Origin of the sequence: Citrobacter sp. Cpo015 (assembly GCF_030333035.1) — a bacterium.
In the GTDB taxonomy this organism is placed as follows: domain Bacteria; phylum Pseudomonadota; class Gammaproteobacteria; order Enterobacterales; family Enterobacteriaceae; genus Citrobacter; species Citrobacter portucalensis.
The window spans coordinates 63,853-88,073 of record NZ_JAOWGS010000028.1; the positions used below are offsets into that span (position 1 = coordinate 63,853).

Sequence of the window (24,221 nt, forward strand, 5' to 3'; positions counted from 1 at the left end):
GGGGCGCTGCGCTTGCCCGGCCTACATTACGCTCTTTTGTAGGCCGGATAAGCGTAGCGCCATCCGGCGTGATGCAGGGGGAACCATGACCACCGACCAACATCAGGAAATCCTCCGCACCGAAGGATTAAGCAAATTCTTTCCCGGCGTCAAAGCGTTGGATAACGTGGATTTCAGCTTGCGTCGTGGCGAGATTATGGCGCTGCTGGGAGAAAACGGAGCCGGCAAATCGACGCTCATCAAAGCGCTGACCGGCGTTTACCATGCCGATCGCGGCACTATCTGGCTCGAAGGCCAACCGATCACCCCCAAAAACACCGCCCATGCCCAACAACTGGGGATTGGCACCGTGTACCAGGAAGTGAACCTGCTGCCCAATATGTCGGTTGCCGATAACTTATTTATTGGCCGTGAACCGCGGCGCTTTGGCCTGCTTCAGCGCAAGCAGATGGAAAAACGCGCGACGGAGTTGATGGCATCATACGGTTTTTCCCTCGACGTGCGCGAGCCGCTGAACCGCTTTTCCGTGGCGATGCAACAAATCGTCGCCATCTGTCGGGCGATCGATCTCTCCGCGAAAGTGCTGATCCTCGATGAGCCGACCGCCAGCCTTGATACTCAGGAAGTTGAAATGCTGTTTGGCCTGATGCGACATCTGCGCGATCGGGGCGTCAGCCTGATCTTCGTCACCCACTTTCTTGATCAGGTTTATCAGGTCAGCGATCGCATTACCGTTCTGCGTAACGGCGGCTTCGTTGGCTGCCGTGAAACCCGAGAACTGCCTCAGATCGAACTGGTCAAAATGATGCTGGGCCGTGAACTGGATACCCATGCGCTACAGCGTGCGGGCCGCACGTTGCTGAGTGATAAACCGGTGGCGGCATTCAGCGGCTTTGGCAAAAAAGGCACCATCGCGCCATTTGATCTACAGGTGCGTCCCGGTGAGATCGTCGGTCTCGCCGGACTACTGGGATCCGGGCGAACGGAAACGGCGGAGGTGATCTTCGGTATTAAACCCGCCGACAGCGGAAGTGCGCTGATCAAAGGCAAACCGCAGCCTTTGCGCTCGCCACATCAGGCTTCGTGTCTGGGGATCGGTTTCTGTCCGGAGGATCGCAAAACGGATGGCATTATTGCCGCCGCTTCGGTGCGGGAAAACATCATTCTGGCATTGCAGGCACAGCGCGGCTGGCTGCGGCCTATTCCTCGGAAAGAGCAAAACGAGATTGCCGAGCGTTTTATCCGCCAGCTTGGTATTCGTACTCCGAACGCTGAGCAGCCGATCGAATTTCTCTCCGGCGGTAATCAGCAAAAAGTACTGCTCTCGCGCTGGTTACTGACCAAACCACAGTTCCTGATCCTCGATGAACCCACGCGTGGTATCGACGTTGGCGCGCATGCGGAGATCATTCGCCTGATCGAAACGCTGTGCGCGGATGGTCTGGCGCTGCTGGTCATTTCATCCGAACTGGAAGAGTTAGTGGGCTATGCCGATCGGGTCATTATTATGCGCGATCGCAAACAGGTGGCCGAGATCCCCCTGGCTGAACTGTCCGTACCGGCGATCATGAACGCCATTGCGGCCTAAGGAGACTATGGTGATGCCTCAATCTCTCCCTCAATCCAATCCGTCTAAACGGCGGTTCCGTTGGCCAAAGGGGATGCCACAGCTGGTGGCGTTACTGCTGGTGCTGCTGGTGGATAGCCTGGTCGCGCCGCACTTTTATCAGGTGATTTTGCAGGATGGTCGGCTGTTCGGTAGCCCGATTGATATTCTCAACCGTGCCGCGCCCGTGGCGCTGTTGGCGATTGGTATGACGCTGGTGATTGCTACCGGCGGCATCGACCTTTCCGTGGGGGCCGTCATGGCTATTGCTGGCGCCACTACCGCGGCGATGACGGTGGCCGGGCACAGTCTGCCGGTGGTTCTGCTTGCCGCCTTAGGATCCGGTATTCTGGCTGGGCTGTGGAATGGGATTCTGGTGGCCATCCTCAAGATCCAACCGTTTGTCGCCACGCTAATCTTGATGGTGGCCGGGCGCGGGGTGGCGCAGCTTATCACCTCCGGGCAGATCGTCACCTTTAACTCGCCCGAACTGTCATGGTTTGGCAGCGGCTCGCTCTTACTATTCCCCACGCCGGTAATTATTGCACTGCTCACGCTGGTGGTGTTCTGGCTGCTGACGCGGAAAACGGCGCTGGGTATGTTTATCGAAGCGGTGGGTATCAACATTCGTGCGGCAAAAAACGCCGGGGTGAACACCCGCATTATCGTGATGCTCACCTATGTGCTGAGCGGCCTGTGCGCGGCTATCGCTGGCATTATCGTCACAGCGGATATTCGCGGGGCAGATGCCAATAACGCCGGATTATGGCTGGAGCTGGATGCCATCCTGGCGGTGGTTATCGGCGGCGGGTCGCTGATGGGCGGGCGCTTTAACCTGCTGCTGTCGGTGGTAGGCGCATTGATTATTCAGGGCATGAACACCGGGATTTTGCTGTCGGGCTTCCAGCCGGAACTGAATCAGGTGGTCAAAGCCGTGGTGGTGTTGTGTGTGCTGGTCGTGCAGTCGCAACGCTTTATCAGCCTGATAAAAGGAGTGCGTGGTCATGATAAAACGTAATTTACCGCTGATGATCACCCTCGGCGTGTTTGTGCTGGGTTATCTCTACTGCCTGACGCAGTTTCCCGCTTTTGCTTCCACCCGGGTCATTTGCAATATCCTGACCGATAACGCCTTTCTGGGCATCATTGCCGTAGGCATGACTTTCGTAATCCTCTCTGGCGGGATCGACCTTTCCGTTGGCTCGGTGATCGCCTTTACCGGCGTATTTCTGGCAAAGGCCATTGGCTATTGGGGCATTTCTCCGCTGCTGGCGTTCCCTTTGGTTTTGCTGATGGGCTGCGCGTTTGGTGCGTTTATGGGGTTACTGATTGATGCGCTGAAGATCCCGGCATTTATTATCACTCTGGCGGGAATGTTCTTCCTGCGCGGCGTCAGCTATCTGGTCTCTGAAGAATCTATACCGATTAATCATCCGGTTTATGACACGCTCTCAAGCCTGGCATGGAAAATTCCCGGCGGTGGTCGCCTGAGCGCGATGGGATTGCTGATGCTGGCGGTTGTCGTCATCGGCATATTCCTGGCGCACCGTACGCGCTTTGGTAATCAGGTTTACGCGATTAGCGGCAACGCCACCTCTGCCAACCTGATGGGCATCTCAACCCGCAGCACCACCATCCGCATTTATATGCTGTCTACCGGGCTTGCGACGCTTGCCGGCATTGTCTTTTCCATTTACACCCAGGCGGGCTATGCGCTGGCAGGCGTTGGCGTCGAACTGGATGCGATTGCTTCAGTCGTGATTGGTGGAACGCTGCTCAGCGGTGGGGTCGGTACAGTGTTAGGGACGTTGTTTGGCGTCGCCATTCAGGGGCTGATCCAGACCTACATTAATTTTGACGGCACATTAAGTTCCTGGTGGACGAAGATCGCGATTGGCATTTTATTGTTTATATTTATAGCGTTACAACGCGGTCTGACGGTGCTTTGGGAAAATCGTCAAAGCTCGCCGGTTACCCGAGTGGGTACGGCGGCAACACCAAAGTAACATACTGATTTTGCACAAAACATTTAAATACCTAAACTTTTTCCGGTTGTAGTCGATAGGTTCTGTACAGGTCTGTTTTAACCCTACAACCGGAAATATAACGATGCCAAAATCCCTTTCAATTCGATCAAGTTTGTTGGTGTTATTGTCTCTGCTGACGTTCCTTCTGCTACTGACCGGTAGCATGGGGCTATATGCGTCTACCCGTGTCATTACCTCATTGATTTATCACGGTATTATGAGCGCTGCAATGTTGGCTGCTATCGCATTGCTGGCGGTCATTTGGTTTATGCTGCGAAATAAGTTTCTCAAACCGTTGGATAACATGGTTGAGCAACTGGAACGTCTGGCTACGGGGGATTTGTCGCCGGTTACCGCGTTGTCGGCCAGCGCCGAATTCAACCGCCTGAACGCAGCAATGGATGACATGCGCCATGCGCTGGGCGACTCGGTACAGCGCGTACGCGATGCCAGCTCGCAAATTGATATTGGCAGTCGTGAACTGACGGCCGGTAACCAGCATCTGGCGCAACGCACTGAATCGACAGCCACTTCGCTGGAGCAGACCGCCGCCAGCATGGAAGAACTCACGGCGACGGTGAAACAGAATGCGCAGAACGCGGAACAGGCGCACCAGCTGGCAAAATCGGTGTCGGATACTGCCGATCGCGGTAGCGAAATGGTGTGCTATGTGATCGAGAAAATGCGCGATATTTCCGGCAGTTCCAGCCGAATCGCCGATATCCTCAGCGTGATTGACGGCATTGCTTTCCAGACCAATATTCTGGCGCTCAATGCTTCCGTTGAAGCGGCGCGAGCTGGTGAGCAGGGGCGGGGCTTTGCGGTTGTGGCAGGTGAAGTGCGTAATCTGGCCAGCCGCAGCGCCGAGGCGGCCAAAGAGATCCGTACGCTAATCAGCGATTCGCACACCCATGTGGGGGAAGGCAGTGAACTGGCGCAGCAGGCGGGCGAAACCATGGATGAAATCGCGACCGAGGTTATGCGTATGACCAAACTGATGCGTGAAATTGCCAGTGCGTCCCAGGAACAGAGTCGCGGCATAGAGCAGGTGAATATCGCGGTAATTCAGATGGATGAAACGGCGCAGCAAAACGCGGCGCTGGTGCAGCAGTCTTCAGCGGCTACCCGCTCGCTGGAAGAGCAGTCTTCAGCGCTAATCGAAGCAATGGCCGTATTTAAGCTACAGAAAGCGTAAGCAGACGATGGATTTTGTAGGCCGGATGGCAACGCTACGCGTTTTATCCGGCCTACGTCCGTGCGATGAATGATACTTACGCGTCCGGGAACTCGCGGATAAAGCGTTCTACATCTTCAACCATATGGTCGTTACCCACGAAGAAGGAGCGGCGCTGGTGCAGGCTTTCTGGGGTGATATCCAGAATGCGTTCTTTACCATCGCTGGCTTTGCCGCCCGCCTGCTCGGCCAGGAAGGCCATCGGGTTGCATTCATACAGCAGACGCAGTTTCCCTTGCGGGTGGCTGGCGGTGCTTGGGTACAGGTAGATCCCGCCTTTCAGCAGATTGCGATGGAAATCTGCAACCAGAGAGCCAATGTAGCGCGAGGTATACGGGCGCTGGGTTGGCTTATCTTCTTCCTGGCAGAATTTAATGTACTTCTTCACGCCGTTCGGGAATTTGATGTAGTTACCTTCGTTAATGGAGTACGTGCTGCCTTTCGCCGGGAAGCGCATACGTTCCTGGCTGAGGCAGAATACGCCCAGAGAAGGATCGTAGGTGAAGGCATGTACGCCACAGCCGGTGGTATACACCAGCATGGTGGAAGAACCATAAACAACGTAACCTGCAGCAACCTGCTTGTTGCCCGGTTGCAGGAAATCCTCTTCCGTGACCGGTGTGCCGACTGGGGTTACGCGGCGGTAAATAGAGAAAATCGTACCGACAGAGACGTTAACATCGATGTTGGATGAGCCATCCAGCGGATCCATTAGCACAACGTATTTAGCGTGTTCACAGCCTTCAAAGACGACGATTTCATCTTCTTCTTCTGAGGCAATGCCCGCCACAATGTCGCGCGCCTTCAGTGCAGCTTTCAGTTTTTCGTTCGCGAACAGATCGAGTTTTTGCTGAACCTCTCCCTGCACGTTCTCAGCACCGCTGGCACCCAGGATATCGACCAGACCGGCCTTATTGATATCGCGGTGGATGATCTTGGCGCCCAGCTTTATTGCCGACAACAAAGCAGTGAGCTCACCGGTAGCATGAGAAAACTCGTGCTGCTTTTCGACAATAAATTCACCTAACGTTTTCATAACACTTTCCCTGCAATTTATGTGGAGTAAAGCGACCGCAACAATATTAACAAATATTTCCTTTGTTGCGCTTAGGTGAATCGCGCCAGCAAACTGCGGAATATCCTGAAATGCGTTTCTCACTTGCCGGACATGTGCGTAAAATGGCCCCCAGATTAAAAAAGGATAGTGACGTATGCGCATTCATATTTTGGGAATTTGTGGCACTTTCATGGGCGGTCTGGCGATGCTGGCGCGCTCGCTCGGTCATGAAGTAACCGGTTCGGACGCCAATGTGTATCCGCCGATGAGTACCTTACTTGAGAAGCAAGGCATTGATCTGATTCAGGGTTACGATGCCAGCCAGCTCGACCCACAGCCGGACCTGGTGATCATTGGCAATGCCATGACCCGTGGTAATCCGTGCGTGGAAGCGGTGCTGGAAAAGAACATTCCGTACATGTCGGGCCCGCAGTGGCTGCATGACTTTGTCTTGCGCGATCGCTGGGTACTGGCGGTTGCGGGTACGCACGGCAAAACCACTACCGCCGGAATGGCGACCTGGATCCTCGAAGCCTGCGGCTATAAACCTGGCTTTGTGATCGGCGGCGTTCCGGGCAACTTTGAGGTTTCCGCGCGCCTCGGCGAGAGCGACTTCTTCGTGATTGAAGCGGATGAGTACGACTGCGCGTTCTTCGACAAGCGTTCTAAATTCGTGCATTACTGCCCGCGCACGCTGATCCTCAATAACCTTGAGTTCGATCACGCGGACATCTTTGACGATCTGAAAGCTATTCAGAAACAGTTCCACCATCTGGTGCGTATCGTGCCGGGCCAGGGACGCATCATCTACCCGGAAAACGACATCAATCTGAAACAGACGATGGCGATGGGCTGCTGGAGCGAACAAGAGCTGGTGGGCGAACAAGGTCACTGGCAGGCGAAAAAGCTGACCACCGATGCCTCCGAGTGGGAAGTGTGGCTGGACGGTGAAAAAGTCGGCGAAGTGAAGTGGGGCCTGGTGGGCGAGCACAACATGCACAACGGCCTGATGGCGATTGCAGCCGCGCGTCATGTTGGCGTCGTGCCTGCGGATGCGGCTAATGCATTGGGTTCGTTCATCAACGCCCGTCGCCGTCTTGAGCTGCGCGGTGAAGCCAATGGCGTGACGGTGTATGACGATTTTGCCCATCACCCGACGGCCATTCTGGCAACGCTTGCGGCACTGCGCGGTAAAGTGGGCGGCACGGCGCGCATCATCGCGGTGCTGGAACCTCGCTCGAACACCATGAAAATGGGTTTGTGCAAAGATGACCTGGCGCCGTCGTTAGGGCGTGCAGACGAAGTGTTCCTGCTGCAACCCCCGCACATTCCGTGGCAGGTAGCAGAAGTCGCTGAAGCCTGCGTTCAGCCGGCACACTGGAGCGGCGATGTGGATGCACTGGCAGATATGGTGGTGAAAACCGCACAGCCTGGCGATCACATTCTGGTGATGAGCAACGGCGGGTTTGGCGGTATTCATCAAAAACTGCTGGATGGTCTGGCGAAGAAAGCTCAGGCAGAAGAAGAGTAAAAAAATGCCCGGTGGCGCTACGCTTACCGGGCCTACAACGGATCGTAGGCCGGATAAGGTATTTGCACCGCCATCCGGCACTTTCGGCGGACGAAGAGGTTAGGCCTCGTTTTCCGCCAGTTCACGCAGATACTGGAAGATCTGGCGGGAAGATTTTGGCGGCTTGTTGCCCGCTTTTTCTTTCCTGGCGTTACGCACCAGCGAACGCAGTTGCTGACGGTCGGCGTCAGGCCACAGGTTCATCACTTCTTCGATAGCTTCATCGCTACCGTCAACCATACGGTCACGCAGTTGCTCCAGCTTATGGAAGACAACGACCTGTTGGTTGTGACGGTTTTTCAGCTTGTCCAGCGCCTGACGGATAGGATCAACATCGCGCTGGCGCAACATTTTGCCAATCAGCTGCAGCTGACGACGGCGACCTTCCATCTTAATACGCTGGGCCAGCTCAATCGCGGCACGTAAATCCGCATCGAGCGGGATTTTATCCAGCGCGTTTTTCCCCAGTTTTACCAGTTCCACACCCAGGTGTTTTAACTCCTCGGCGTCACGTTTTATTTCACTTTTACTGACCCAGATAATTTCATCGTCTTCGTCTTCGATGTCATCACCGGGAACGTCGTCGAGCCAGTCTTCGGGCTGCTTAGTCATGTCAGGCTCCTTAAAAAAAGAGGCTAATGTTACCAGTTAAGATGCGCACTGAAAAACGGTTCTCTGTTAGACTTCAGAGAAACTCTCTCTACATTATGGCATTTGCGATGAAAGTAATCTCACAAGTTGAAGCGCAGCGTAAGATTCTGGAAGAAGCAGTCTCGACGGCACTGGAATTAGCATCAGGTAAGTCGGATGGCGCGGAAGTCGCTGTGAGCAAGACCACGGGTATTAGCGTCAGCACCCGTTATGGTGAAGTGGAGAACGTCGAATTCAATAGCGATGGTGCACTGGGGATTACGGTTTACCACCAGAACCGTAAGGGCAGCGCATCGTCCACCGATTTAAGCCCGCAGGCGATTGCACGCACCGTGCAGGCCGCGCTGGACATTGCACGTTACACTTCGCCGGATCCGTGTGCGGGCGTGGCAGATAAAGAACTGCTGGCCTTTGATGCGCCCGATCTGGACCTGTTCCACCCGGCGGAAGTTTCCCCTGACGAAGCTATCGAACTGGCTGCCCGCGCTGAACAGGCGGCGTTGCAGGCCGACAAACGCATCACCAACACCGAAGGCGGCAGCTTTAACAGCCACTATGGTATCAAAGTGTTTGGCAACAGCCACGGTATGCTGCAGGGCTACTGCTCCACGCGCCATTCCCTTTCCAGCTGCGTAATCGCAGAAGAAAATGGTGATATGGAGCGTGATTACGCCTACACCATTGGCCGGGCGATGGGCGATCTGCAAACGCCGGAGTGGGTGGGGGCAGACTGCGCTCGCCGTACCTTATCTCGCCTGTCTCCGCGAAAGCTTTCCACCATGAAAGCGCCGGTGATTTTCGCCAATGAAGTGGCGACCGGACTGTTCGGACACCTGGTTGGCGCCATTGCAGGCGGCTCGGTGTACCGCAAATCCACCTTCCTGCTCGACTCGCTGGGCAAGCAAATTCTGCCGGAATGGCTGACCATTGAAGAACATCCGCACCTGCTGAAAGGGCTGGCGTCTTCACCGTTCGACAGCGAAGGCGTACGGACCGAACGCCGCGACATTATTAAAGACGGTGTGCTGACTCAGTGGCTGCTGACCAATTATTCTGCACGTAAGCTGGGGCTTAAGAGCACCGGTCATGCAGGCGGGATCCACAACTGGCGAATTCCGGGACAGGGTCTAAGCTTCGAGCAGTTGCTCAAAGAGATGGGTACAGGTCTTGTGGTTACCGAGCTGATGGGACAGGGCGTAAGCGGCATTACCGGCGATTACTCGCGCGGCGCGGCGGGCTTCTGGGTCGAAAACGGTGAAATTCAGTACCCGGTGAGTGAAATTACCATCGCCGGTAACTTAAAAGAGATGTGGCGTAATATCGTCACCGTCGGCAACGATATTGAAACGCGCAGTAATATTCAGTGTGGTTCGGTCCTGTTGCCGGAGATGAAGATCGCCGGGCAATAATATCCGTCATACTTCAAGCTGTGGCGTGAATTATTGAGGGTATCTGGCGTTTGTTTATTTTTGAATAATAAAAAAGGAAGTGAGCAATGCGTAAACACCTGTTAGCGATCGTCGCAGCTTCAACGCTGGTTCTTGGTTCTTCTGCGTTTGCAGCCGATCTTGAAGACGATATGGGGATCCTCAACGACAACCTGAAAATCGTCGAAAAAACGGATAATGCGACTGAACTGAAAGATGCGTTAACCAAAATGCGTGCAGCCGCGCTGGACGCGCAAAAGGGAACGCCGCCGAAGCTGGAAAACAAATCCCCGGACAGCCCGGAGATGAAGGATTTCCGTCACGGTTTTGACACGCTGATCGGTCAGATCGACGGTGCGTTGAAGCTGGCGAACGAAGGTAAAGTTAAAGAGGCGAAAGCCGTTGCGGAAGAGCTGAAAACCACGCGCAACGAAAACCACAAGAAGTTCCGCTAATCTGCGCTATCCGGCCTGCATACCCGTAGGTCGGATACAACACCCCGCTACTGCACGTCCCATAAGTAAACGCTATCCCCATCACATTTTTTCATTTTTATCGCCCATTCATTGTTCGCACTTCCTTCCATTTTTCTGTTCGCTCTTGCGATCTCAATCACATTCTTCCAGTGATAAATCGTGGTTCCAGCTCTTTTTGCGGCACAGATCACTATCGCTGCACACCTTTCCACTTCGAAGTGGAAAACAACTCGCTACAAACTCATAACCTCCGTCGCTAATTTACCCTCAGAGACATTAACGGGGTAAGACGAGTGAATAACGGAGCTGTAATGAATGACATGGGGGAATCGGTGGAACTGGCCGACCGCATGCTGGCGCAGGTGTATGCCTTGCTGCGTGAACGCAACATTATTCCCAACGCCGTACAGGAACAGATGCTGACGTCGCATGTTCGCGCCATGGCGCACCGCTCGGTAACGGGTGAACCCTTACCAGAGGTCGATGCCAGCTTGTTTGATGAAATATCTGCCGAATCAATGGCGCTTGCCCGCGACGTGGTCGCCGAGTTTGGCAATCTTCCTGAGGAAGAGGCCTGGCTGCTGTCGGTGCACTTCGAAGTCGCGAAAGACAACCTTTAAGGAGCAAAAGATGGAACAGATTACCGTAGTGATTGGCGATCGTCTGGGTAAAGGCCAGAAAGTGGCGGCAGGCGTAGAGAAAGCGGGTGGCCGTGCCGTTGTGGTGCCGGGCGTTGCAGCAGATATGAAGCTGGGTGACGTGATGAAAGCGGAAAACGCCACCTTTGGTATCTCGTTTTGCGGCAGCGGTGGTGCGGGTGCGATTACCGCGCAGACCAAATACGGCTACAAGGCGAAATACGGCATGCGCTCGGTCGATGAAGGGGTAACCGCCATCAACGAAGGGTGCAACGTACTGGGATTCGGCTTTATGGACAAAGAAGAGCTCGGCGAGCGCCTGGTGCAGGCGTGGCAAAAGAAACACGGCGCTTAAGCATGAAAGAGCAATTCACCACCACGGTGAGAGTCACGGGTAAGGGCGAGACCAAAGCTCGCGCCTTTGCCGATGCCCTGAACCACGTTCAGGCTGCGGTGATGAAAGCGTCGCCGCATATCTTACTGCGTATTGAGCCACAGGATGTGCAGGTTGTTCAAGCGCGTGAATCGGTGCGTAAAGAGGCGTTTTTATTCCTCTTTTTGCGCCGGGAAAGACGCACTTTCAGCGTGGAGCTGGACGTGACCGTCAACGTGACTGCCATCAATCTCGACAAGGTGGATTTCGTTACGCAACGCTGATTTTTCTATTAAAAGGCATAATTATGTTCCTGATAATATTAATAAAATCGCTCATCATCGGCGCGTTGGTTGGCGTTGGTGTCGGCGCTGGGGCTGCACGCATGTTTCATGCGCCTACCACTCAAGGGATGGGCGCGTTTCGTACTCTGGGAGAACTGAATTCCTGCGAAGGGGATCCGGCTTCTCACTTCTCGTTCGGCCTGGGTTTCTTCTTTAACGCGTGGGCTTCCTCTGTTGCGGCGGGGGCGTTCACGCAGGACGTCGACCATCGCATCATCCCCAACTGGGGCGCCGCCGCGCTGATGATTAAAAATCGCAACGTCGGTGAAACGCTGCACGACCCCAAACGCATGGCAATTGCCTGCGGCGTTATCGGGATGATCGTGGTGACCTTCCTGAACCTCACCGCATCATCCGTACCGGAAGCGTTGCAGGTTACCGCCGTCAAGGTGCTGGTGCCCGCGGCTAACCTGCTGGTTAACACCGTGATGCCAGTAATCTTCTGGCTGGCGGCGATCGATGCCGGTAAGAAATCTGGCTTCTGGGCCACCGTTTTTGGCGGCGCGGCGCAGCTGATCATGGGTAACGCCGTTCCGGGTCTGGTTCTCGGCATTCTGATCGGCAAAGGTGTTGAAGAGAGCGGCTGGAACCACGTCACTAAAGTGATGATGGTGGCTATCGTCGCGCTGTTTGTCCTGAGCGGCTTCTTCCGTGGCTTCGACATGAAGATGATCGAATCCTTCCATCTGACCGTGCCTAACTGGCTCGAACTTATCCACAACTCGCTCAGCGGCAAATAACGGAGGTCATCATGGAACAGAATAAAGGTTTTTGGTTCGCTGACTGGTCGTTCCCGATCTTCGTGGGCCTGCTCTCCTCTGGCGTGTTTGCCGGAACACACATGTACTACCTGTACGGTATTGGCGCATTTAACGAAGTGGCTTTTGTGGCGATGCTGAAGGCGGGAATGGATACCGGCTCCTACGGAGCGGTGGCGGCATTTGGCGCAAGCTTCCTGTTTGCCCGCATCATTGAAGGTTCGCTGGTGGGGATTTTGGATATCGGCGGGGCGATTCAAACCGGGGTTGGGTTAGGTGTTCCGGCGCTGCTGCTGGGTGCGGGCATTATATTCCCGGTCGCCAACTTCGCCGCCTCGCTGGTCACCGGTCTGGTGATTGGTCTGGCGATTGGCTACATCATCATTCTGGCGCGTAAGTTCACCATCAACCAGAGCGACTCGACCTACGGTGCGGACGTCATGATGGGGGCCGGTAACGCCTCCGGACGTTTCCTCGGGCCGTTGATTATCCTCAGCGCGATGACGGCTTCTATTCCTATCGGAATCGGTTCTCTGGCGGGCGCGCTGCTGTTTTACCTGTGGCAAAAACCGATTACCGGCGGGGCGATCCTCGGCGCAATGATCCTCGGGTCCATCTTCCCGATTGCCATTAGTTGATGGTGTGTCGTTGTAGGCCTGATGGCGGCTGCGCCTTATCAGGCCTACACGACCGCCCCCATTTCAACAGGAGAGAGACATGTTTGATTTACTCCTGCGCCGTGCGCGCCTCGTTGACGATACGGTGAGCGATATTGCGCTCAAAGACGGCAAGATCGCGGCGTTGGGCGACGTTGATGGCCCGGCGCTGAAAACCATCGAGCTGGGCGGTGAGTGCTACGTCAGCGCAGGCTGGATTGACTCCCACGTTCATTGCTACCCGAAATCCCCGATTTACCACGACCAGCCGGATAGCGTTGGTATTGCGACCGGCGTCACTACCGTAGTGGATGCGGGCAGCACCGGAGCGGATGACATCGACGATTTTTACACCCTGACCCGGGAAGCTGCCACCGAAGTGTACGCGTTGCTGAATATCTCCCGCGTTGGGCTTATTGCCCAGAACGAGCTGGCCAACATGGTCAATATTGACGCTGATGCGGTGCGAGAGGCGGTGAAACGCCACCCTGATTTTATCGTCGGTCTGAAGGCACGTATGAGCAGCAGCGTAGTCGGTGAAAATGGCATCACGCCGCTGGATCGCGCCAAAGCGATGCAAGCGCAGAACGGTGACCTGCCGCTGATGGTGCACATCGGCAACAACCCGCCGGACCTGGATGAGATCGCCGAGCGCCTGAGCGCGGGTGACATCATTACCCACTGTTACAACGGTAAACCGAATCGCATTCTGACGCCGCAAGGCGAGCTGCGGGCGTCAGTGATGCGGGCAATTTCACGCGGCGTGCGTCTGGACGTTGGGCATGGCACCGCCAGCCTGAGCTTTGCGGTGGCAAAACGCGCTATCGAACTGGGTATTTTGCCGCACACCATCAGCTCCGATATTTACTGTCGTAACCGTATCAGCGGCCCGGTGCATTCCCTGGCGAATGTGATGTCGAAATTCCTCGCCATTGGGATGTCGCTTCCGCAGGTCATTGAATGCGTTACCGCCAATGCCGCCGATGGTCTGCGCCTGAAACAGAAGGGGCGGCTGCAGGTCGGTCTGGATGCCGATTTAACCCTCTTTACGCTTAAGCGCCAGCCAACCGTGCTGGTAGATGCAGAAAACGACAGCCTGCAGGCTGAACAACTGCTGGTGCCGCTTGCCGCAATACGTGCGGGCAAGGGCTATATGACCGAACAAGGGAGCGCGGAACATGCCTTCGATTTTTGAGAAATACGATTTAAAACAGGTGATTAATACCTCCGGCCGCATGACGGCGCTCGGCGTTTCCACGCCGCGACCAGAAGTGGTTGAAGCCGCGATGGCGGGGATGAACCAATATTTCGAGATGAAAGACCTGGTCAATAAAACCGGCGACTACATCGCGAAATTACTGGAAGTGGAGGGGGCAACGGTTGTCTCTTGCGCATCAGCCGGGATCGCCCTGTCGGTGGCTGGCGTATTGGTTAAAGACAGCGACTGGCTGCTGGAGAACCTGCACGTCACGCCCATCGAGAACAACGAAATCGTGCTGCCCAGAGGTCACAACGTCAACTTTGGCGCACCGGTGGGCACCATGGTAGCGCTTGGCGGCGGCAAGTTAGTGGAAGCCGGTTATGCCAACGAATGTTCCGCGGCACAGCTGGCGGCGGCCATTACACCGCGTACGGCGGCCATTCTGTATATCAAATCTCACCACTGCGTCCAGAAAAGTATGCTCAGCGTGGAGCAGGCAGCGGTGGTGGCGCGTACGCATAATCTGCCGCTGATAGTGGACGCGGCGGCGGAAGAGGATTTGCAGTGCTACTACCGGGTTGGTGCAGATCTGGTGATTTATAGCGGCGCCAAGGCGATAGAAGGACCAACCAGCGGTCTGGTGATTGGTAAAACCCAATATGTTGAGTGGGTGAAGCGCCAGACGGCGGGGATTGGCCGGGCGATGAAGGTGGGCAAAGAGGGAATTCTTGGACTGACCTGTGCCATCGAACTGTATCTGAACGCGCAGAAAGAGAGCGGCGCGGAGATGGTCGAGAAAATGACGCCGTTCATTAATGCGTTGAACCAGCTTAACGGCGTGAGCGCCCGCGTGGTGTGGGATAGTGCAGGGCGCGACATCGCACGCACGGAAATTAAGTTTGATGAAGCGGTAACCGGGATCGCCACGGGGGAACTGGTCGACGCGCTGAAACAGGGGGAGTACGCGATTTACTTCCGTGGTTACAAAGCCAATGAAGGCATTATCGAAGCCGATGTGCGCAGCGTCGATCGCGCGCAGCTGGAGATTGTGGCCCGTCGAATTGGTGAAGTGATTTCGCAGGAGAAAAACGCATGAAACTGACCCCTAACTTTTATCGCGACCGCGTCTGCCTGAACGTGCTGGCAGGCTCCAAAGAAAATGCCCGGGATATTTATGCGGCGGCGGAAGGACACGTGCTGGTTGGCGTGTTGTCAAAAAATTACCCGGATGTCGCAAGCGCGGTAGCGGATATGCGTGAATACGCGGCCCTTATCGACAATGCGCTCTCCGTGGGGCTGGGGGCGGGCGATCCTAACCAGTCGGCGATGGTCAGTGAAATCTCCCGTCAGGTGCAGCCACAGCATGTCAATCAGGTCTTTACCGGCGTGGCCACCAGTCGCGCGCTGCTGGGCCAGCAGGAGACAGTGGTCAATGGTCTGGTCTCGCCAACCGGCACGCCGGGCAGGGTGAAAATCTCCACTGGTCCGCTAAGCAGCCAGTCGCCGGACGGTATTGTACCGATAGAAACCGCGATTGCGCTGCTCAAAGACATGGGCGGTAGCTCAATTAAATACTTCCCGATGGGCGGCCTGAAATGCCGTGACGAGTACATTGCGGTCGCGCAGGCCTGCGCCCGTCATGACTTCTGGCTGGAGCCAACCGGCGGTATCGATCTGGATAATTTCACTGAAATCCTGCAAATTGCCCTCGATGCCGGAGTGAGTAAAATCATTCCTCACATCTATAGTTCGATTATTGATAAGGTGAGTGGTAACACTCGTCCGGACGACGTACGCCAGCTGATGGCGATGACCCGGGCCTGCGTAGGCTAACTGACTGATGAGGAAACTGACGTGCGATTCCCCAACCAACGTTTAGCACAGCTGTTTGACATGTTGCAAAACGAAGCGCTTCCACAGGACGAGCTGGCGCAGCGGTTGTCGGTTTCCACACGCACCGTACGGGCGGATATCACCGCGCTAAACGCGCTGCTCAACCAGTACGGCGCACAGTTTGTCCTCAGCCGGGGTAATGGTTATCAGCTCAAAATTGACGACCCGGCAAGCTTTCACACCCTGCAAACGCAGCAGCCCAATACGTTGCTGCGCATCCCACGCACCAGCCAGGAACGGATACACTGGCTGGTGGTGCGTTTTCTGACGTCGGCTTTCTCGCTGAAGCTGGAAGATTTGGCTGATGAATGGTTTATCAGCCGCGCGACGCTGCAAAACGATATGGCTGAGGTGCGCGAGCATCTGCAACGTTATCATCTGACGCTGGAAACGCGTCCCCGTCACGGCATGAAGCTGTTCGGCAGCGAAATGGCGATCCGCGCCTGTTTGACCGATCTGCTGTGGACGCTGGCGCAGCAGGATCCGCAGCATCCGTTAGTGACGCAAGAAGCGCTGAATGCGGGGCTTCCTGAACAGTTGCAACCCGTTTTGCAGGACATTTTTGCCCGTTTCCATATTCGTCTGACCGATGAGGGCGAGCTGTTTTTACGCTTGTACTGCGCGGTGGCGGTACGGCGGATTAGCGAAGGATATCCACTCCCGGATTTTGCCGCAGAAGAGGCCGATCAATCGGTGTGCCTGGCCACGCGGGAAATCGCGGCGGTACTGCACCGTCTGGCAGACAAACCGCTTTCCGTTTCCGAAGAAAACTGGCTACAGGTGCATATTGCTGCCCGCCAGGTTCAGGAGATCGCGCCCAGTGCTATCAATGCGGATGATGACGAAGCGTTGGTCAATTACATCCTGCGTTTTATCAACACCCAGTACAACTACAACCTGTTGAATGATAAACAGTTGCATGCTGACCTGCTGACGCATATTAAGACGATGATCACCCGGGTGCGTTACCAGATAATGATCCCCAATCCGCTGTTGGAAAATATTAAACAGCATTACCCCATGGCGTGGGACATGACGCTGGCCGCCGTCTCGGGATGGGGAAAATATACGCCGTACACCATCAGTGAAAATGAGATTGGCTTCCTCGTGCTGCATATTGGCGTCGGGCTGGAGCGTAGTTACAACATCGGTTACCAGAGACAGCCGAAGGTTCTGCTGGTATGCGATGCCGGAAATGCGATGGCGCGGATGATTGAAGCGGTACTGGCGCGTAAGTATCCGCAGATAGAGATCGTCGATACCGTAACGCTTCGCGACTACGAACAGCGGGAAAGCATCAGCGAAGATTTTGTCATCTCAACCGCGCGGATCGGTGAAAAAGATAAGCCGGTGGTGATGATTGCGCCGTTCCCTACCGATTATCAGCTGGAGCAGATTGGCAAACTGGTGCTGGTAGACAGAACCCGTCCGTGGATGTTGAACAAATTCTTCGATGCCGCCCATTTTCGTGTGATTGACGAGTCAATGGATCAACAAACGTTGTTCAAAACCTTATGCCGTCAGTTGCAGGATGAAGGTTTTGTCGACGCGGAGTTTCTTGATTCGGTGGTTGAGCGTGAGGCCATCGTCAGCACCATGCTGGGTGACAGCATTGCCTTGCCGCACGCCCTTGGTCTGCTGGCAAAGAAAACGGTGGTCTACACCATCCTCGCCCCACAGGGTATCGCCTGGGGCGATGAAACGGCCCACGTGATCTTCTTGCTCGCCATCAGCAAGAGTGAATACGAAGAGGCGATGGCTATCTACGATATCTTCGTCACCTTCCTGCGCGAACGCGCGATGACGCGACTCTGCGCGTGCCGTAATTTCACCGAGTTCAAAGCGGTTGCGATGGAGTGTGTGAGCCGTTTTTGAGAGGCGGATAACAGAATGTTTACCGCCTGAAAGTTAACGCAAATGATGTACAACCTGGTTGCTGCTACCGCGCCAGATCAGCGCCGGGTCTTTAAGATCCTGCACAAATTTACCATCGACCAGCACGTTGATGAGATCCACCACCTGCATTTGTGCGGCGTTGAGTTCATCAAGCTTGTAGCCGGTCCACACCCAGATATCTTTCCCCGGACACTCAGCGTGAATACGCTGTACCAGTTGCAGAATATCCGGCACGTTTTGCGGATGCAGCGGATCGCCGCCGGACAGCGAAATACCCTGGCGAGGGATTCGCGTGTCGTTCAGATCGGCAATGATCTTGTCTTCCATCTCTTTGGTAAACGGCTGGCCGGAATTGAGTCGCCAGGTGCTTTTGTTATAGCAGCCAGGGCATTCATGCACGCATCCCGACACAAACAGGGTGCAGCGAGTGCCGGGGCCGTTAACGATATCGACAGGATAGTATTGATGGTATCGCATTTTCGCTTCTCAATTGACGCCATTACTGCGTTGTCTGCGCTCGCTCACCCGGGTCACTTACTTATGTAAGCTCCCCGGGATTCGCTTGCTTGCCGCCTTGTCCTGGCGCCAATTGCTTTGCGAAAAGCGTCACATCGCCAGGCAATAATACTGTCGAAATTAACCTATCTGCCCATTACCTAAATGCTTAACGCGGCGCTTCACTTCTTCCTGCTTACCGGCGTTAAACGGACGAGCGTCCGGGCTGCCTAAATAACCGCATACGCGGCGAGTGACCGATACGCGCGCGGCGTCGTGGTTACCACATTTCGGGCAGGTAAAGCCTTTGCTGGTGCACTCGAACTCACCGGTAAAGCCGCACTCGTAGCATTCATCGATTGGCGTGTTGGTCCCGTAATACGGCACGTGCTGATAGCTGTAATCCCAGACGTCTTCCAGTGCTTTCAGGTTGTGCTGAATGTTCGGATACTCGCCGTAGCAAATGAAACCTCCGTTCGCCAGCGGCGGGTACGGCGCTTCAAAATCGATCTTGTCGTACGGGTTAACCTTTTTCTCCACGTCGAGGTGGAAGCTGTTGGTGTAGTAACCTTTGTCGGTAACACCCGGCACCACGCCAAACTCGGCGGTATCCAGACGGCAGAAACGATCGCACAGGTTTTCACTTGGTGTACTGTACAGGCTAAAGCCGTAGCCGGTTTCGTCTTTCCATTGATCGACCGCCTGACGCAGACGTTCCACAATGGCGATAGCTTTAGCGCGAAGCTGCTCGCTGTCGTACAAGTGTTTGTCGCCAAACAGCGCGTTGATGGTTTCGTGAATGCCGATGTAACCCAGAGAAATCGACGCGCGGCCGTTTTTAAAGATTTCAGACACGTCATCGTCTGCTTTCAGACGTACGCCGCAGGCCCCTTCCATATACAGGATCGGTGCAACGCGGGCCTTCACGCCTTCCAGACGCGCAATGCGGGTCATCAGCGCTTTACGCGCCAGGATCAGACGGTCGTCGAGCAGTTTCCAGAAGGTGGCTTCATCGCCATGAGCTTCCAGCGCGATACGCGGCAGGTTAAGGCTGATAACGCCGAGGTTGTTACGGCCATCGTGAACCTGTTCGCCGTTCTCGTTTTCCCATACACCCAGGAAGCTACGGCAGCCCATTGGCGTTTTGAACGAGCCGGTCACTTTAACCACTTGATCGTAGTTCAGGATGTCCGGATACATACGCTTGCTCGCGCACTCCAGCGCCAGCTGCTTGATGTCATAGTTCGGATCGCCAAACTTGTGGTTCAGACCGTCACGAATCGCAAACACCAGTTTCGGGAACACGGCGGTTTTACGATTTTTACCCAGGCCAGCAATGCGGTTACGCAGAATGGACTGCTGGATCAAACGCGATTCCCAGCTGGTTCCCAGGCCGAAACCGAAGGTGACGAACGGCGTCTGACCGTTGGCGGTATGCAGGGTATTCACTTCATACTCAAGGGACTGGAATGCGTCGTAGCACTCTTTCTCGGTACGGGAATGCGCATAACCGTCGGCATCTGGGATCTGCCACTCTTCAGCGGTTTTGCGATGCTTATTAAAGCTCTCGGTCACGAACGGTGCGAGAACTTCGTCAATACGGTTAATGGTGGTACCGCCATAAATATGGCTGGCAACCTGCGCGATAATTTGCGCGGTGACGGCCGTCGCGGTGGAGATGGATTTTGGCGGCTCAATCTCCGCGTTACCCATCTTAAAGCCCTGCGTCAGCATACCTTTCAGGTCGATCAGCATGCAGTTAAACATTGGGAAGAACGGAGAGTAGTCGAGATCGTGATAGTGAATATCACCACGCTCGTGCGCCTGGACGACATCACGCGGCAACAGGTGTTGACGCGCATAGTGTTTGGCGACGATACCGGCCAGCAGGTCGCGCTGGGTCGGGATCACTTTGCTGTCTTTGTTGGCGTTTTCGTTCAGCAGAGCAGAGTTGGTTTGCTCAACCAGACCACGAATTTCCTGGTTCAGACGGCCACGTTTTTCACGCTGTATATCACGGTCGTGGCGATATTCGATGTACGCACGGGCGAGTTGCTTGTACGGACCAGACATCAGCTGGTTTTCTACCGCTGTCTGGATCTCGTTGATATCGACCTGGCTGCGCTCATTCATCTGGCTACTAACGACTTCTGCGACGGTGGCACAGTAATCTGCGTCATCGACTCCCGCTGCTTTAGCTGCACGCAGAATGGCTTCTTTGATGCGCTCTGATTTAAACGGCACTTTACAGCCATCTCGTTTCATCACATGCGGTGTCATGATCACTCCATATTTATAAGAACAGGTTATCCACAGAGGTTGGGGAAGCGGTCATGGCTTTATTCATCTCTATTGCCAATGACTTCCCGCAATCCTGACCCACTTTATCCACAATTCCACCGTTAAACGGTGCACTGTAGTTGTAGCAATTGTAGTCGATTAATACAACATATTGGGTCGGCGTGCATTTTAAGTTCTATATGTAGTGATTTGCATCAAGGATGTTTACGATTTATTTGATGTAGCGCAAAGTAAAAATCGGAGCGTACAGATGACGGGCAGTACAGCGATTGTAAATTGTGGGCAGAAAATTCTGATTAATTATTCAACAAAAACAGGAAGCTAAGCTAAGCGTATATAGCAACGCCCGGTAGCGCTATGCGTACCGGGCCTGAACATAATTGCAAGCTATTTTTGCAACCACCAGACGGCCTCAAAAGGACGCAGTGTCATGCCCCCAGGTTGGCTGGCAACCTCGGCATAGTTGTGCATCAGCACCTGCCAGTTTCCGTCGGTCTGGGCTGGCTGCCAGCTCTGGAAGGTATCGCTAAGATTGGCAATGACCAGCAGCCGCTGCCCTTGCCACTCTCGTTGATAGCACCACAGATGCGGGCTGTCCGGTAGCAGATCCTGGTAGTCGCCCCAGGTGATAACCGGCTCCGCTTTGCGCAAGGCGATCAGCTTCTGATAGGTGTAGAACACCGAGTCGGCATCGTTCAGTGCTGCCGCCACGTTAATGTCTGCTGCGTTGTCACACAGATTGATCCACGGCTCGCCGTAGGTGAAGCCCGCGTGTTTGCTGCTATCCCATTGCATCGGCGTGCGGCTGTTATCGCGTGATTTACTGGCGAGGATCGCCAGCAGTTCTTGCGCATCGCGTCCCTGGCCGTTCAACTCGGCAAACATGTTATGGCTTTCCACATCGCGATAATCGGTAATCTGGCGGAAGTGCGGGTTGGTCATGCCAATCTCTTCACCCTGGTAGATGTAGGGGGTGCCCTGCATGCCATGCAGCACCATCGCCAGCATTTTGGCCGACGGAACGCGGTATTTACCTTCATCGCCAAAACGCGACACGATGCGCGGCTGATCGTGGTTACACCAGAATAGCGCGTTCCAGGCCTGATTGTGCATGCCCTGTTGCCAGTGGCGGAACAGGGTTTTTAGCGCCACATAATCGGGTTTTGCTAACGTCCACTTCTCACCGTTGGGGTAATCCACTTTCAGGTGGTGGAAGTTAAAGGTCATCGACAGTTCACTACCATCTTGTGCGGCGTACTGCTGGCAATGTTCAAGCGTAGTGGAAGACATTTCGCCGACCGTCATCAGGTTGCGTGGGGTAAAAATATCGCGGTTCATCTCACGCAAAAATTCATGCGCGCGCGGGCCGTCGGTATAAAAACGGCGTCCATCGCCGTCGGGATCGTTCGGGAAGTCCTGGTCTTTAGAGATAAGATTCACCACGTCGAGGCGCAGTCCGTCCACGCCGCGATCGGCCCAAAACTCGCATACTTTCTTTAGCTCGGCGCGTACCGCCGGGTTTTCCCAGTTCAGGTCGGCTTGCTCCGGAGCAAAGAGGTGCAGATAGTACTGCTCGCTTTCGGCGTGCCAGCCCCAGGCGTTGCCGCCAAACTTGGAGCGCCAGTTATTTGGCGGGCAGTCTGGCGTGCCGTCGCGCCAGAGATAAAACTGACGATACGGGCTGTCTTTATCCAGCGCTTCACGAAACCAGGCGTGCTGGGTTGAGGTGTGGTTAAACACCATGTCGAGAATAATACGGATGCCGCGCGCTTTCGCCTGCGCCACCAGTTCATCAAAGTCTTCCAGCGTGCCGTAGGCCGGATCGACAGACGTGTAGTCTGCGACGTCGTAACCGTTATCAACCTGCGGCGAAATATAGAACGGCGTCAGCCAGATGGCATCAACGCCCAGCTTTTGCAGATAGTCGAGGCGCTGCGTCACGCCGCGTAAATCTCCGGTGCCGCTGCCGGTGGTGTCCTGAAAACTCTTGGGGTAAACCTGATAGATAACGCCGTTTTGCCACCAGTGGGGAATAGTCATGGTTGTTTCCTGGAAATACGCTGGGGCGCAACTGCGCCCCGAAGAAAAGTTAGACAATCTGTAATGTGCCCAGACGGTGTTTACGCTGGTAAACGAATGAGGTCAGTACCATTGGGATGACAATCGCAATGACCATCGCCATGCCAAAGACCTGCCAGTAAGTCGGCTGGATGGAGAGGATGCCCGGCAAACCGCCGACGCCAATCCCGTTCGCCAGCACACCGTTCAGGCCGCACAGCAGTCCGGCGAGACCGGAGCCGATCATCGCGCACAGCATTGGGAAGCGGTATTTCAGGTTGATCCCGTACATTGCTGGTTCGGTTACCCCGAGATAGGCGGAGATCGCGGCTGGAACGGAGATTTCACGTTCGTTGTGTTTGCGACTGGAGATAATGATCCCGACCACCGCAGAGGCCTGAGCGATATTCGACAGTGCGATCAGTGGCCATACCGGCGTACCGCCCATGCTCTGAATCATCTGCATGTCGATAGCCAGCGTGGTCTGATGCACACCGGTGATCACCAGCGGGGCATACAAGAAGCCGAACATCGCCGCGCCAATCGGAGCAAAACTGCCGGTCAGCAGATGACGGACCGCAAACGCGACACCGTCGCCAATCATGCGGCCAAATGGACCGATAAAGGCGTGCGCAAGGAATACCGCAAGGATCAGCGAGCACACCGGGACGATCACCAGATACAGGTAATCCGGGACGATGCGCTTCATGCGTGTTTCAATAAACCCGAGCGCCAGCCCGGCCAACAGTGCCGGAATGACCTGCGCCTGGTAGCCCACTTTCTCAATGCTGAACAGGCCGAAGTTCCACACGTCCGGCACCTGCTGACCGAGCAAATAGGCGTTCATCAGTTGCGGAGAAACCAGGGTCACGCCCAGCACAATACCGAGGATCGGCGTACCGCCCATTTTCTTCACCGCCGACCAACAAATCCCGACCGGCAAATAGAAGAAGATCGCTTCGCCAATCAGCCACAGGAAGTCATAGAGGGTTTTCAGCGAAGGATGCATCTGCGCCAGCGTCTGCCCGTTACTCATGGGCAGATCGCCGATCACGTTACGGAAACCTAAGATCAGGCCGCCGCTAATCAGTGCTGGCAGCAGAGGGAAGAAGATCTCCGCGAAGTGAGAAATCAGCTGCTCGTGCCACTTCATGTTCTGCCGCGCCGCTTTCTTTGCCTGCTCTTTGTCGGCACTGGCTTGTCCGGTGGTCGCCAACAGCGCTTTGTAGTAATCGCCCACCTCGGTGCCAATTACCACCTGAAACTGCCCGGCGTTGGTGAAGCAGCCTTTGACCATTGGCAACAATTCGATCTCTTTCGGTCTGGCGTTTGCAGGCTGATTCAGCACAAAACGCAGGCGAGTAATGCAGTGACTCACCGTAGCGATATTGTCGCGCCCGCCAACCAGCTCAATCAGCCGGTCGATGTCTGCTTGTTTTATTTTGCTCATGATGGTGTGTGTTCCCCGTAGACCGGAAAAGACGCTGTTGCGTCGTCATTCGGCAACTCTCTCGTTGTTGGCGCCAGAGTATATCTTCGATGAATATTTAAAAATGGGAA

The 24,221-nt window shown here is 55.0% G+C and carries 22 protein-coding genes; 16 read left to right on the top strand and 6 right to left on the bottom strand.

The features are described 5' to 3' along the window. The first annotated feature begins 85 nt into the window (after window positions 1-85). From ytfR to OGY67_RS09570, 4 genes are all read left to right on the top strand, one after another. Window positions 86-1,588 carry a galactofuranose ABC transporter, ATP-binding protein YtfR gene (ytfR, locus tag OGY67_RS09555; RefSeq protein ID WP_286573891.1) on the top strand — a complete coding sequence of 501 codons (1,503 nt, stop codon included), beginning with the start codon at window positions 86-88 and terminating at the stop codon, window positions 1,586-1,588. Window positions 1,589-1,601: 13 nt separating this feature from the next. Next, window positions 1,602-2,624, top strand: a complete 1,023-nt coding sequence (ytfT, locus tag OGY67_RS09560; RefSeq protein WP_003830397.1) for a galactofuranose ABC transporter, ATP-binding protein YtfT — start codon at window positions 1,602-1,604, stop codon at window positions 2,622-2,624. After that, window positions 2,611-3,612, top strand: a complete 1,002-nt coding sequence (yjfF, locus tag OGY67_RS09565) for a galactofuranose ABC transporter, permease protein YjfF (RefSeq protein WP_286573892.1) — start codon at window positions 2,611-2,613, stop codon at window positions 3,610-3,612. Before ytfT ends, yjfF begins: the two co-directional genes overlap by 14 nt. A gap of 103 nt (window positions 3,613-3,715) precedes the next feature. Next, window positions 3,716-4,828, top strand: a complete 1,113-nt coding sequence (locus OGY67_RS09570; RefSeq protein WP_191215219.1) for a methyl-accepting chemotaxis protein — start codon at window positions 3,716-3,718, stop codon at window positions 4,826-4,828. A gap of 76 nt (window positions 4,829-4,904) precedes the next feature. Here OGY67_RS09570 and fbp read toward each other — a convergent pair whose 3' ends face one another. Then, window positions 4,905-5,903, bottom strand: a complete 999-nt coding sequence (fbp, locus tag OGY67_RS09575) for a class 1 fructose-bisphosphatase (protein WP_003830390.1) — start codon at window positions 5,901-5,903, stop codon at window positions 4,905-4,907. A 175-nt stretch (window positions 5,904-6,078) separates the two neighbouring features. Between fbp and mpl the strand changes: the two genes are divergently transcribed. Continuing rightward, window positions 6,079-7,455: a UDP-N-acetylmuramate:L-alanyl-gamma-D-glutamyl-meso-diaminopimelate ligase gene (gene mpl / locus OGY67_RS09580; protein WP_003830388.1), complete on the top strand. Its 1,377-nt coding sequence runs from the start codon at window positions 6,079-6,081 to the stop codon at window positions 7,453-7,455. A 99-nt stretch (window positions 7,456-7,554) separates the two neighbouring features. On the opposite strand, the gene yjgA is transcribed toward mpl, so the two are convergent. Beyond that, the gene (yjgA, locus tag OGY67_RS09585) at window positions 7,555-8,106 is read right to left on the bottom strand and encodes a ribosome biogenesis factor YjgA (protein ID WP_008786039.1); all 552 of its coding nucleotides are present in this window, start codon (window positions 8,104-8,106) and stop codon (window positions 7,555-7,557) included. Between the two features lie 95 nt (window positions 8,107-8,201). On the opposite strand from yjgA, the gene pmbA reads away from it, so the two are divergent. The 11 genes from pmbA to OGY67_RS09640 all read left to right on the top strand — a co-directional run bounded on the left by pmbA (window position 8,202) and on the right by OGY67_RS09640 (window position 17,786). Then, window positions 8,202-9,554 (top strand): metalloprotease PmbA, encoded by a 1,353-nt coding sequence (gene pmbA, locus OGY67_RS09590; protein WP_003830385.1) that lies wholly within the window; start codon window positions 8,202-8,204, stop codon window positions 9,552-9,554. Window positions 9,555-9,640: 86 nt separating this feature from the next. Beyond that, a complete protein-coding gene (cybC, locus tag OGY67_RS09595; RefSeq protein WP_003025756.1) occupies window positions 9,641-10,027 on the top strand; it encodes a cytochrome b562 in 387 nt (128 codons plus the stop codon). 332 nt (window positions 10,028-10,359) lie between these two features. Next, on the top strand, window positions 10,360-10,668 hold the full coding sequence (locus OGY67_RS09600; protein WP_003025758.1) for a glycine dehydrogenase: 309 nt from the start codon (window positions 10,360-10,362) through the stop codon (window positions 10,666-10,668). 10 nt (window positions 10,669-10,678) lie between these two features. Continuing rightward, on the top strand, window positions 10,679-11,041 hold the full coding sequence (locus tag OGY67_RS09605; protein ID WP_003830384.1) for an SFCGS family glycine-rich protein: 363 nt from the start codon (window positions 10,679-10,681) through the stop codon (window positions 11,039-11,041). Window positions 11,042-11,043: 2 nt separating this feature from the next. Further along, a complete protein-coding gene (locus OGY67_RS09610; RefSeq protein ID WP_003025762.1) occupies window positions 11,044-11,343 on the top strand; it encodes a DUF4312 family protein in 300 nt (99 codons plus the stop codon). Between the two features lie 23 nt (window positions 11,344-11,366). Beyond that, a complete protein-coding gene (locus OGY67_RS09615; RefSeq protein WP_003025764.1) occupies window positions 11,367-12,143 on the top strand; it encodes a DUF4311 domain-containing protein in 777 nt (258 codons plus the stop codon). An 11-nt stretch (window positions 12,144-12,154) separates the two neighbouring features. Next, window positions 12,155-12,799, top strand: coding sequence for a DUF4310 family protein (locus OGY67_RS09620; protein ID WP_003830379.1), 645 nt, complete (start codon window positions 12,155-12,157; stop codon window positions 12,797-12,799). A gap of 79 nt (window positions 12,800-12,878) precedes the next feature. Beyond that, window positions 12,879-14,012 (top strand): amidohydrolase/deacetylase family metallohydrolase, encoded by a 1,134-nt coding sequence (locus tag OGY67_RS09625; protein WP_111466200.1) that lies wholly within the window; start codon window positions 12,879-12,881, stop codon window positions 14,010-14,012. Continuing rightward, on the top strand, window positions 13,996-15,114 hold the full coding sequence (locus OGY67_RS09630) for a DgaE family pyridoxal phosphate-dependent ammonia lyase (protein ID WP_032942188.1): 1,119 nt from the start codon (window positions 13,996-13,998) through the stop codon (window positions 15,112-15,114). Before OGY67_RS09625 ends, OGY67_RS09630 begins: the two co-directional genes overlap by 17 nt. Then, on the top strand, window positions 15,111-15,851 hold the full coding sequence (gene dagF, locus OGY67_RS09635) for a 2-dehydro-3-deoxy-phosphogluconate aldolase (RefSeq protein ID WP_060682829.1): 741 nt from the start codon (window positions 15,111-15,113) through the stop codon (window positions 15,849-15,851). Before OGY67_RS09630 ends, dagF begins: the two co-directional genes overlap by 4 nt. Window positions 15,852-15,872: 21 nt before the next feature. Beyond that, window positions 15,873-17,786, top strand: a complete 1,914-nt coding sequence (locus OGY67_RS09640; protein ID WP_020996256.1) for a BglG family transcription antiterminator — start codon at window positions 15,873-15,875, stop codon at window positions 17,784-17,786. Between the two features lie 33 nt (window positions 17,787-17,819). Here the strand turns inward: OGY67_RS09640 and nrdG are convergent, their stop codons facing one another. From nrdG to treB, 4 genes are all read right to left on the bottom strand, one after another. Beyond that, complete coding sequence (nrdG, locus tag OGY67_RS09645) at window positions 17,820-18,284, bottom strand: anaerobic ribonucleoside-triphosphate reductase-activating protein (protein ID WP_048227187.1); 465 nt, start codon at window positions 18,282-18,284, stop codon at window positions 17,820-17,822. Window positions 18,285-18,443: 159 nt separating this feature from the next. After that, window positions 18,444-20,582, bottom strand: coding sequence for an anaerobic ribonucleoside-triphosphate reductase (gene nrdD / locus OGY67_RS09650; RefSeq protein ID WP_003830363.1), 2,139 nt, complete (start codon window positions 20,580-20,582; stop codon window positions 18,444-18,446). Window positions 20,583-20,990: 408 nt separating this feature from the next. Beyond that, entirely contained in the window at window positions 20,991-22,643 is a 1,653-nt protein-coding gene (gene treC / locus OGY67_RS09655) for an alpha,alpha-phosphotrehalase (RefSeq protein ID WP_267452357.1), read from the bottom strand. Window positions 22,644-22,692: 49 nt separating this feature from the next. Next, window positions 22,693-24,111, bottom strand: a complete 1,419-nt coding sequence (gene treB / locus OGY67_RS09660) for a PTS trehalose transporter subunit IIBC (RefSeq protein WP_286573893.1) — start codon at window positions 24,109-24,111, stop codon at window positions 22,693-22,695. Window positions 24,112-24,221 lie beyond the last annotated feature (110 nt).

Excerpts from the sequence above, each read along its gene's own strand:
- ytfR (WP_286573891.1), top strand. The coding sequence starts at position 86 with ATGACCACCGACCAACATCAGGAAATCCTCCGCACCGAAGGATTAAGC.
- ytfT (WP_003830397.1), top strand. The coding sequence starts at position 1,602 with ATGCCTCAATCTCTCCCTCAATCCAATCCGTCTAAACGGCGGTTCCGT.
- yjfF (WP_286573892.1), top strand. The coding sequence starts at position 2,611 with ATGATAAAACGTAATTTACCGCTGATGATCACCCTCGGCGTGTTTGTG.
- OGY67_RS09570 (WP_191215219.1), top strand. The coding sequence starts at position 3,716 with ATGCCAAAATCCCTTTCAATTCGATCAAGTTTGTTGGTGTTATTGTCT.
- fbp (WP_003830390.1), bottom strand. The coding sequence starts at position 5,903 with ATGAAAACGTTAGGTGAATTTATTGTCGAAAAGCAGCACGAGTTTTCT.
- mpl (WP_003830388.1), top strand. The coding sequence starts at position 6,079 with ATGCGCATTCATATTTTGGGAATTTGTGGCACTTTCATGGGCGGTCTG.
- yjgA (WP_008786039.1), bottom strand. The coding sequence starts at position 8,106 with ATGACTAAGCAGCCCGAAGACTGGCTCGACGACGTTCCCGGTGATGAC.
- pmbA (WP_003830385.1), top strand. The coding sequence starts at position 8,202 with ATGGCATTTGCGATGAAAGTAATCTCACAAGTTGAAGCGCAGCGTAAG.
- cybC (WP_003025756.1), top strand. The coding sequence starts at position 9,641 with ATGCGTAAACACCTGTTAGCGATCGTCGCAGCTTCAACGCTGGTTCTT.
- OGY67_RS09600 (WP_003025758.1), top strand. The coding sequence starts at position 10,360 with ATGAATGACATGGGGGAATCGGTGGAACTGGCCGACCGCATGCTGGCG.
- OGY67_RS09605 (WP_003830384.1), top strand. The coding sequence starts at position 10,679 with ATGGAACAGATTACCGTAGTGATTGGCGATCGTCTGGGTAAAGGCCAG.
- OGY67_RS09610 (WP_003025762.1), top strand. The coding sequence starts at position 11,044 with ATGAAAGAGCAATTCACCACCACGGTGAGAGTCACGGGTAAGGGCGAG.
- OGY67_RS09615 (WP_003025764.1), top strand. The coding sequence starts at position 11,367 with ATGTTCCTGATAATATTAATAAAATCGCTCATCATCGGCGCGTTGGTT.
- OGY67_RS09620 (WP_003830379.1), top strand. The coding sequence starts at position 12,155 with ATGGAACAGAATAAAGGTTTTTGGTTCGCTGACTGGTCGTTCCCGATC.
- OGY67_RS09625 (WP_111466200.1), top strand. The coding sequence starts at position 12,879 with ATGTTTGATTTACTCCTGCGCCGTGCGCGCCTCGTTGACGATACGGTG.
- OGY67_RS09630 (WP_032942188.1), top strand. The coding sequence starts at position 13,996 with ATGCCTTCGATTTTTGAGAAATACGATTTAAAACAGGTGATTAATACC.
- dagF (WP_060682829.1), top strand. The coding sequence starts at position 15,111 with ATGAAACTGACCCCTAACTTTTATCGCGACCGCGTCTGCCTGAACGTG.
- nrdG (WP_048227187.1), bottom strand. The coding sequence starts at position 18,284 with ATGCGATACCATCAATACTATCCTGTCGATATCGTTAACGGCCCCGGC.
- nrdD (WP_003830363.1), bottom strand. The coding sequence starts at position 20,582 with ATGACACCGCATGTGATGAAACGAGATGGCTGTAAAGTGCCGTTTAAA.
- treC (WP_267452357.1), bottom strand. The coding sequence starts at position 22,643 with ATGACTATTCCCCACTGGTGGCAAAACGGCGTTATCTATCAGGTTTAC.
- treB (WP_286573893.1), bottom strand. The coding sequence starts at position 24,111 with ATGAGCAAAATAAAACAAGCAGACATCGACCGGCTGATTGAGCTGGTT.